We start from the raw sequence: 8,127 nt of genomic DNA, 5'->3' as shown, positions 1-8,127 counted from the left end.
GGTACTTGGCTCTTCTTGGTCGTTGAACCAACTACCGGAGACCTCGTCGGTTATCGATCACCGCCACGCCGCAAGTTTCAAAGATCCTTTTGAAACGCGGCCTAAGCGAGGAACCTCGTTTGAACACATACGCGCGGCCGGCGGCATTAACCGCGAACGCGCTGGTCACATCAGACATGGACGGGCAGCGGTCAGAACGGTCCGGCAGGCTCGGGACCACGGTCAGATGACGGTCAGACAACGAAAAAGCCTGATCACTTAAAAAGTGATCAGGCTTCCGAGCTGCGAAAACGCAGTCGGGACGACAGGATTTGAACCTGCGACCCCTTGACCCCCAGTCAAGTGCGCTACCAAGCTGCGCTACGTCCCGGTCGTGCTGACCGCCCTTGCGGGCGAGACGTCATAACCTTAGCGCACATCGAAGGCGCACGCGTACTCAGCGGGCGGGAGCGAGGAGGGCCGGTGGGCCGGAGGCCGACGATCGATCGGGACGAGCTGACCAGGCTCGTCGCCGAGGGGCTGACCGTGCAGGAACTGGCCGCGCGCTTCGGGGTGAGCGAGTCGGGGGTGCTGCAGGCGAAGCGGGCGGCCGGGCTGGCCAAGCCGATGCTCGACCACAGCCGGGCGGTGCCGTGGAAGGTGGCCAGGGCGCACATGCAGTCGGGGCCGGCGACCAATCTGCGTAATCTGTCGGCGGCAGCCCAGGGCAAGCCGCCCGCCTCCGAGCGGCTGAACACGGCTCTGCGGTGGGCGCAGCGGCTCGTCGACGCCGGTCTCGACGTGGATTACGACCCGGCGGAAGGGTTCCGGGAGGTTCCCGCCTCACCTGGTGGCTCACATGTCGCCGGCGTGCTCGCGGCGGCGCGAGAAGCGCTGGAAGGCCGCTGACACAGCGTTTCGAGAGTCCGATCAGGGGCAGTCGCTGGTCTCTACACGAAGACCGGAGGCGAACATCATGTCCACCTTGATCTGGGTGGCCGTCGTCGTGGTCGCGGTGGTGGCGGTCGCCGCAGTCGGTTACGTGGTGCTGCAGCAGCAGCGCCGTAGCCGGCTCCGCACACGTTTCGGCCCCGAGTACGAACGGCTGATGAGCGAGCACGACAACAAGCGGGAGGCCGAGCAGGAACTGCTCGCCCGCGAGCAGCGCTACTCGGAACTCGACATCCGGCCCCTGCCGGTGGAGTCGCGTGACAGCTACGCGAACCGGTGGACCGAGGTGCAGGAGCGCTTCGTCGACGCCCCCGGGTTCGCGGTGACCGAGGCGGACCAGCTGGTCACGTCGGTCATGGCGGACCGGGGCTACCCGACGGAGGACTTCGAGCAGCGGCTTTCCGACTTGTCCGTCGGCCATGCGGCCACGCTCGACCACTACCGCAAGGCGCACGAGATCAGCGGGCGTGCGGCCCGTAAGGAGGCCTCCACGGAGGAACTCCGCCAGGCGATGGTCCACTATCGCGCGCTCTTCGAGGAACTGCTGAACGAGACCACACGAGGACGGTGAAGCGATCATGGGCGATGAATTGAGAGTGCCGTCGCAACGGGCCGACGCGGCCGATGACGACAACACTCGTGACCCCCACTCCCCCGCGAACGACCACGATGTACGGGCGGACGACGACCTTCGAGTGATCGAACCGAACGATCACGACGTGCGGGCGAATGACAACGATCCGCGGGCCGGTGACCCGAACGACGATCCGCGGACCGGCGACCCCCATGACGAGCACGCTCGGGTGAACGACGCGGGCGAGGAGCGGTTCGAGGACACCCCCTACCGTGACCCCTACGGCCGGGCGGATGACACGACGGCCGATACGGATCTGGACCCCGACCACCAGCAGACCCGCGTGCATCCGGGCCCGGTGGTGGACCAGCGGCCGGCCTACGATGAGCACGGCGAGCACGACGAGCCCGTGGCGGACCAGGCGCACGACGAGCCGGTGGTGGGCGGCACGCCCACCCACGCCGCCCCTCAGGAGGTGGTCCTGTTCGACCAGGACCCGGCCGAGGTGCAGGGCCGCTGGCGTGACGTGCAGGCGTCCTTCGTGGACGATCCCCGTGACGCGGTCCAGCGCGCCGACGGGCTGGTCGGCGAGGTCGTCGACTCCCTCACGACCGCCCTCACCAGCCACACCGGCGAGCTGCGCGGCCGCTGGCAGAGCGCCGACAAGGAAGACACGGAGCAGCTCCGCCTGGCGCTGCGCGACTACCGGAACGTACTCGAACGGCTGCTGTCGTTCTCCGGCCCCGGACAGAGGTGACGTGACATGCTCGCGATCGTCGCGGCGATCATCTTCGGACTCGGCTTCCTGCTCGATCTGCTGAACGCGCGGATCGCGGCGGGCATCTCCGGCACGACGTTCATGCTGCTCGGCCTGACGCTGCTGGCGCTGCATCAGGCAGGCATAGGTACGGCAAGCTTCCGCGGCTCCACCGGCGGCTGGCGCGGGCGTACCCGCCGGTAGACACCACGCCGATGCCCGGCATCCCGTGCGCGAACCCCCGGCACGGGCTGCCGGGCATCATCATGCGAAAGCGTCAGGACTCACCGGGGAACCGCATGGTGACCGTGCTCCCACCGCTCCCGACCTGCAGGTTGAGGTCGAGGGCGAGCAGCCGCGCCACCCACAACCCCATCCCGCCCACCGACCCGGGCATCGGCCCGGGCTTCCATTCGCCCTTGTCGTGCACCTCGACGACGACGTCACCGTCGTCGACCCACAGGCGCACCCGGCCGTCCGTGGTGCCGTGGGTGACGGCGTTGGTGGCCACCTCGTTCACGGCGATCACGAAGTCGCCGATGGCTTCCTCCGGCATGCCAGCCGTGCGGGCCTCGGTCTCGGCGAAGTGCCGGACCTGGGGCAGGTCCGGCAGCCGGAAGCGGAGCACCTTCACGGGCGCGCCGGGTGGCGGGCTCGTCGAGCCCGTGACTTGAGGATCAAGGTCCTCGTCCACCCGGAGATCCGCCCCTAACCGACGAGTTCTGTGCGTAGCTGGTCCAGCACCTTACGCAGAATTCGCGATACGTGCATCTGCGAGATGCCGAACTCGGCCGCGATCTCCGCCTGGGTCATGTTGCCGAAGAACCGCAGCAGCAGGATGTGCTTCTCGCGCGACGGGAGCGCGTCGATCAACGGTTTGACCGCTTCGCGGTCGAGCATCGTGCTCAGGGTGTCGTCGTCCTCCGGGATGACGTCGCCGAGGGAGGCGGCGTCGTCGTCGGCGCCGAGGGGGGCGTCCAGCGAGAGCGTGCTGTAGGCCGCGGAGGCGTCGAGTGTCAGCAGAACGTCCTCCTCGGAGATGTTCATCTTGGCCGCGAGCTCCGCCACGGTGGGGGAACGCCCCAGGTCCTGGCTGAGGTCGGCGACGAGTTTGTTGAGCTCGGAGCGCCGCTCCTGGTAGACGCGCGGCACCCGGATGGCCCAGGTGCGGTCGCGGAAGTGTCGCTTGACCTCTCCGGTCATCGTGACGACAGCGTAGCCCCTGAACGCGTGGCCGAGTGTCGGGTCGAAGCCGTTGACGGCCTTCATGAGCCCGACGTACGCCGCCTGGAGGAGGTCTTCCATGGGCTCACCGCGGTAGCGGTAGCGCCGGGCGATCTCCATGGCCAAGGGGCGGTGCATCTCGACGATTCGCTCGCGCAGCCGTTCCCTCTGGCCGTCGGGGGTGCCTTCTCTGACCATCTCGGCCAGGAGTTGCTCGGCGGTCATCTCTTCGAGGACGTACTCCTGCACAGCCATCGCTGCTCCTCTTGACGTGCTTCGCGGGAGCGCCTCGGCCGAACGGGAAAAGCCCAGCCAGAGGCACATCTCGCGGTAATACGAGACGAAAGCCCTCTGCTGGACTTCGCCCCAGTCTATCCCCCCTTCGCGAGGAAGTATTCCTCTCCGCCGCAGTGACAGTAGGGTTGCCTGCGTGACAATGCCGGAGAACGGTGAGGGCTCGGTCGCCGCCCTGAGCCTCAGCTCGTCGACCGTGGACGAGATCACTGTGGTCAAGGTGGACGGCGTGCTCGACGCGACGACGCGGGAGCAGTTCGCCGACTATCTGTCCCTGGCCGGCTCGGACCTGATTCTGGACCTGGCCGGGGTGACCTTCATGGATTCGCGGGCTCTGGGGCTGATCGTCCACCAGTGGCAGAACAGCCTGGCCTCTGGGGCCAAGTTCGCGTTGGTGGGCGTCGAGTATTCGAAGTCCAAGGTGATGTGGATCACTGGGCTGGCCCAGCGGCTGCCGCTTTACGACACGCTGGACGACGCCTTGGCCGCCATTGGCTAGCGGCGCGACTTGCGCTGGTGCTCCTCGACCAGCAGCCGGGCCAGGTCGGCCACCTTGACCTGGTGATGCTGCGAGATCCGGCGCAGTTCCTCGAAGGCGGCCTCGGCGGTGCACCCACTGGTCTGCATGATGATGCCCTTGGCCTGGTCGATCACGGCCCGGCCGGCGAGGGCCTCCTGCAGCTGGGCGGCGTCGGTCCGTACGTCCTCGAAGTCCGACATGTTGGCCATGGCCACTCCGACCTGCTCGGTCAGCATCCCGGTGAGAGCGTGGGCGGCCTGCGGGGTGAAGGCTCCGGGGCGTACGGAGTAGAGGCCGACGACCAGGAGCGCGGGGCGCGCCTTGATGGGCAGGGCCAGCACGGAGCGCACGCTCCAGCGGGTGGCGAGGGCGGCGTATCCGGGCCATCGGCCGTCGGTCAGCACGTCGGTCACGACCACGCGGCCGCCGGTCTGCCGTGCTTCGATGCCGGGGCCCTCACCGAGGTCGTGCTCTCCCTCGACGAGCATGATCAGCTCGCTGTGGGAGCCGGAGACCAGCACCCGGTGGTCGCGCCAGTGCTCGGCCGAGCCTCCCGAGCAGCCCGGCACGCCGGCCGCGAGGGCGGTGGTGAGGCCGCGGAGCACACTTTCGGTGGAGGTGTCCTGGTTGAGGCGTCCCAGCGCGGCTAGATCCCGCGCCAACCCGGATGTCATCATTGCCGTTGATTCCATAGCAAAGTGCCCCTACCCCTTAGTAGCTAGCATTATCCCCCGTGGCGTAGCGTCAGAGGATGACCATGCCCGACCTCGAACACGCCCTGAACGCACTCACCGTGCGTGTCTCCTCGTTGCGTGAGGCGAGGACGGCGTACCCCTCCGACCTCGCCCCGACCCTGGACGCGGCGCTGGCGGAGCTCGACACCGCCGCCGAGCTGCTGGCCGCGGCCCGCGAGGAGCTGCGCAAGGCGGCGACCCGGCGGCCGGGCGGCAAGAAGGAGGGCCCGCAGCGGGAGCTCAAGCTGCTGCGCCAGGTCTTCAAGGCCTTCCCGGTGCCGGTGATCGTGCTCGACGGCGGCGGGGTGGTCAGGCGCATCAACGGGGAGACCTCGCGGGTGCTGGGCAGCCCCGACGGCTACCTGGTGGGCCGGTCGTTCCCGCTGCTGGTCGACGTGTCGAGGCGGGCGGCGTTCCGCTCGCACCTGACGTCGGTGCTGCAGACCGGGCAGCCGGCGGCGTTCGAGACCCGGTTGGCGCACCAGGGCAGGACCCACACCGTGCAGCTGGCGCTGACCCGGCTGACGATGCCGGGCGAGCCGCAGCAGATGGTGGCCGCCGTGGCGTTGCCGACCGAGGTGCAGCTGCCCGGTCCGGGCGCCGGGCGGCCGGAGCAGTCAGACGGCGCGCTGCTGATGGCGGCCTCGAGACGCCAGGATCTGCTGGCCAGGATGGGCGCGCTGCTGCTCGACGAGGACGCGCTCAGGCAGCCGATCGCGCTGGCCAGGGCGACGCGGCTGCTGGCGGCCGAGTGGGCCGACTGGGTGGTCGCGGACATGGTGCGCGAAGGGCTCCCGCGCCGGGCGATCGTGGTCGCGCCCAAGAACCAGCCGCTGGGCGGCCTGCTGCGGCAGGTGGAGGACGCCGATCCGGCGGCGAGCCAGGTGGTGGCCCAGGTGCTGGAGCGTGGCTCCGGCGTGGTTCAGGAGATGATCGACGACGAGACGGTCCTGGGCTTCTGCGCCGACGGGCCGCTGCTGACCGCGATGGGGGCCGGGTCGCTGCTGTGCGTGCCGATCGGCTCGAACGACGGGACGCTGACGCTGGTCAGGGCGGGTGACCGGCCGCCGTTCACGCTGGCCGACCTGGGTGTCATCCAGGAGGTCGGGCTGCAGCTCGGGCTCGCGGTGCGCGCGCAGAGCAGCTTCCAGAGCCGCTCGCGGGCTGCGGACGCGCTGACCGCGAGCGTCGCGCCGCGCAACCTGCCGGACGTGCCCGGTTACGAGGCGAGCGCGATCTACAACCCCGGCACGTCGGTGGGCGCCGAGTTCTACGACGTGTTCCCCGTGACGGGTGGCTGGGGGTTCGCCCTGGGCGGCGCGGCGGGCAAGGGCGAGGAGGCGGCGTCGGTCAGCGCGATGGTGCGAGGCGGCCTGCGGGTGCTCAGCGCCTGGGACGCCGACCCCGACGTGGTGGTGCGCAAGGTCAACGAGGCCCTGGTCAAGCAGGGCACCGGCATGTTCGTGATGGCGGTCACGGGGTTCGTACAGGGGCGCAAGATCCGGCTGTCGTCGGCGGGGCACCATCCGGCGGCGCTGCTGCATCCCGACGGCGGGGTGCGGTTCGCCTCGGGCGGCGGGGTGCCGCTGGGCATCTCGCCCGAGGCGGAGACCGGTGTGGAGGATCTCACCGTCGGTGTGGGTGAGACTCTGGTTCTTTATTCCGAGGGTCTGATCTCCTCCAGGAACGAGACGGGCGAGCCCTACGGTGAGGAGCGGCTGGCCGACGTGCTGGGCAGATGCACAGGTCAGGCGCCTGCCACGGTGGTCAAGGCGATCGAGGCCGACCGGCACGCCTTCTCCGGCGGGCAGGTGTGGGACGAGATCGTCATCCTGGCACTTCGAGGCGTCTGACCGAGAAGTCTGATCTGTCGGGGTTTGCGTCTGGCCGGTTCTTGGGTAAAGTCTTGGAGCAGACAGACGTGCCTAAGACGCAGGCACACCTTGAAGGCTTTTTTTCACGCTGAGGTGTGCCATGAATATCGCGATCGTCGCTTCCGTCTCCGGCAACAAGCGCCACAACCTCCACGCCGTGGCGCGCGAACTGGGCCGCGACCACCAGGTCACCATCTACTCCCGTCGTGACAGCGCCGAGGGCAAGCCCAGGACGCGGGTGGCCCCGGGGGTCATGGTGGAGCACATCGACGTGGGCCCGGCTCGCAGCCTCACCGCCGACGACGTCGTCCCCTATCTCAACGACGTCGGCAACCACCTGATGAAGCGCTGGCACCAGGACCGGCCGGACGTGATCCACGCCTATTCCTGGACCGGCGGGCTCGCCGCGGTGGCCGGAGCCAAGGGTCTGGACGTGCCCGTGACGCAGACCTTCCACACCGTGGACCCCACCCATCTCAAGCTGGAGCGGGCGCTCGGCCGCAGGGCCGACGCCGTGATCGCCGGATCCGGTGACCAGGAGTCGGCGCTGATCAGGCTCGGCGTCCCGCGCAACAACATCGCCATCGTCCCCTACGGCGTCGACACCGAGCGCTTCCACCGCCAGGGCGCGGCGGCCGCGCGCGGCACCCGCAAGCGGCTGCTGCACGTGGGCCCCCTCTCACCGGACCGCGGCGCGCACACGATCGTCCGCGCGCTGCAGGGCCTGTCGGACGTCGAGCTCGTGCTGGCCGGCGGACCCGACCCCGACCAGCTCGACGACGACAGGGAGGTACGCCGCCTGCGCGCCCTGGCCGAGCAGCTCGGCGTGGCCGACCGGGTCACCCTGCTCGGGCAGGTCAAGCGAGCCGCGGTGCCGAAGCTCATGCGCAGCGCCGACGCCGTGGTGTCCGTGCCGCGCGAGGCCTCGACCGGGATCGTCGCGCTGGAGGCGATGGCCTGCGGCGTGCCGGTGATCGCCTCGGCCGTCGGCGCGCACCTCGACTCCGTCATCGACGGCGTGACCGGCCTGCTGGTGCCGCCGGACCGGCCCGCCCGCACCGCCCGGCTGGCCCGCGAGCTGCTGACCGACCCGACCTTGCGGACCGCCCTCGGCTACGCCGGCGCCGACCGCGCCCGTTCCCGCTACTCGTGGGAGCGCGTCAGCCAGGAGCTCGTCCGCGTGTACGAGGCCGCCTGCGCCTGACGGCACCGCAGGCCCT

General features: G+C 69.6%; 10 protein-coding genes and 1 tRNA gene. 7 read left to right on the top strand and 4 right to left on the bottom strand.

The genetic code is table 11. The features are described from left to right. Positions 1–296: 296 nt before the first annotated feature. A tRNA-Pro gene (locus IEY82_RS33950) sits at positions 297–370 on the bottom strand. 92 nt (positions 371–462) lie between these two features. Between IEY82_RS33950 and IEY82_RS33945 the strand changes: the two genes are divergently transcribed. From IEY82_RS33945 to IEY82_RS33930, 4 genes are all read left to right on the top strand, one after another. Then, a complete protein-coding gene (locus IEY82_RS33945) occupies positions 463–888 on the top strand; it encodes a helix-turn-helix domain-containing protein (protein WP_189128363.1) in 426 nt (141 codons plus the stop codon). A gap of 67 nt (positions 889–955) precedes the next feature. After that, the gene (locus tag IEY82_RS33940) at positions 956–1,501 is read left to right on the top strand and encodes a hypothetical protein (RefSeq protein ID WP_189128362.1); all 546 of its coding nucleotides are present in this window, start codon (positions 956–958) and stop codon (positions 1,499–1,501) included. A gap of 7 nt (positions 1,502–1,508) precedes the next feature. After that, positions 1,509–2,261: a hypothetical protein gene (locus IEY82_RS33935; protein WP_189128361.1), complete on the top strand. Its 753-nt coding sequence runs from the start codon at positions 1,509–1,511 to the stop codon at positions 2,259–2,261. Positions 2,262–2,267: 6 nt separating this feature from the next. Next, the gene (locus IEY82_RS33930; RefSeq protein ID WP_189128360.1) at positions 2,268–2,465 is read left to right on the top strand and encodes a hypothetical protein; all 198 of its coding nucleotides are present in this window, start codon (positions 2,268–2,270) and stop codon (positions 2,463–2,465) included. 73 nt (positions 2,466–2,538) lie between these two features. Here the strand turns inward: IEY82_RS33930 and IEY82_RS33925 are convergent, their stop codons facing one another. Then, positions 2,539–2,955 carry an ATP-binding protein gene (locus IEY82_RS33925; RefSeq protein WP_189128359.1) on the bottom strand — a complete coding sequence of 139 codons (417 nt, stop codon included), beginning with the start codon at positions 2,953–2,955 and terminating at the stop codon, positions 2,539–2,541. Between the two features lie 14 nt (positions 2,956–2,969). Continuing rightward, a complete protein-coding gene (locus IEY82_RS33920) occupies positions 2,970–3,740 on the bottom strand; it encodes a SigB/SigF/SigG family RNA polymerase sigma factor (protein ID WP_189128358.1) in 771 nt (256 codons plus the stop codon). Between the two features lie 181 nt (positions 3,741–3,921). Here IEY82_RS33920 and IEY82_RS33915 point away from each other — a divergent pair, with 181 nt between their 5' ends. Further along, the gene (locus IEY82_RS33915; protein ID WP_189128372.1) at positions 3,922–4,278 is read left to right on the top strand and encodes an STAS domain-containing protein; all 357 of its coding nucleotides are present in this window, start codon (positions 3,922–3,924) and stop codon (positions 4,276–4,278) included. Here IEY82_RS33915 and IEY82_RS33910 read toward each other — a convergent pair. Next, a complete protein-coding gene (locus tag IEY82_RS33910; RefSeq protein WP_225264185.1) occupies positions 4,275–4,961 on the bottom strand; it encodes a GAF and ANTAR domain-containing protein in 687 nt (228 codons plus the stop codon). The genes IEY82_RS33915 and IEY82_RS33910 overlap by 4 nt on opposite strands. A gap of 89 nt (positions 4,962–5,050) precedes the next feature. Here IEY82_RS33910 and IEY82_RS33905 point away from each other — a divergent pair, with 89 nt between their 5' ends. Both IEY82_RS33905 and IEY82_RS33900 read left to right on the top strand, forming a co-directional pair. Beyond that, entirely contained in the window at positions 5,051–6,886 is a 1,836-nt protein-coding gene (locus tag IEY82_RS33905) for a SpoIIE family protein phosphatase (protein ID WP_225264184.1), read from the top strand. A 121-nt stretch (positions 6,887–7,007) separates the two neighbouring features. Further along, positions 7,008–8,111 (top strand): glycosyltransferase, encoded by a 1,104-nt coding sequence (locus tag IEY82_RS33900; protein ID WP_189128356.1) that lies wholly within the window; start codon positions 7,008–7,010, stop codon positions 8,109–8,111. Positions 8,112–8,127: the final 16 nt, after the last annotated feature.

Source organism: Nonomuraea cavernae (assembly GCF_014646355.1).
Classification (GTDB): Bacteria; Actinomycetota; Actinomycetes; order Streptosporangiales; family Streptosporangiaceae; genus Nonomuraea; species Nonomuraea cavernae.
The sequence above is the reverse complement of the archived record's forward strand: the minus strand, read 5'-3'. Positions and strand labels throughout refer to the sequence as shown.

Coding starts and splice junctions, on each gene's coding strand:
- IEY82_RS33940 (WP_189128362.1), top strand. CDS start 956: ATGTCCACCTTGATCTGGGTGGCCGTCGTCGTGGTCGCGGTGGTGGCG.
- IEY82_RS33900 (WP_189128356.1), top strand. CDS start 7,008: ATGAATATCGCGATCGTCGCTTCCGTCTCCGGCAACAAGCGCCACAAC.
- IEY82_RS33935 (WP_189128361.1), top strand. CDS start 1,509: ATGGGCGATGAATTGAGAGTGCCGTCGCAACGGGCCGACGCGGCCGAT.
- IEY82_RS33905 (WP_225264184.1), top strand. CDS start 5,051: ATGACCATGCCCGACCTCGAACACGCCCTGAACGCACTCACCGTGCGT.
- IEY82_RS33915 (WP_189128372.1), top strand. CDS start 3,922: ATGCCGGAGAACGGTGAGGGCTCGGTCGCCGCCCTGAGCCTCAGCTCG.
- IEY82_RS33920 (WP_189128358.1), bottom strand. CDS start 3,740: ATGGCTGTGCAGGAGTACGTCCTCGAAGAGATGACCGCCGAGCAACTC.
- IEY82_RS33930 (WP_189128360.1), top strand. CDS start 2,268: ATGCTCGCGATCGTCGCGGCGATCATCTTCGGACTCGGCTTCCTGCTC.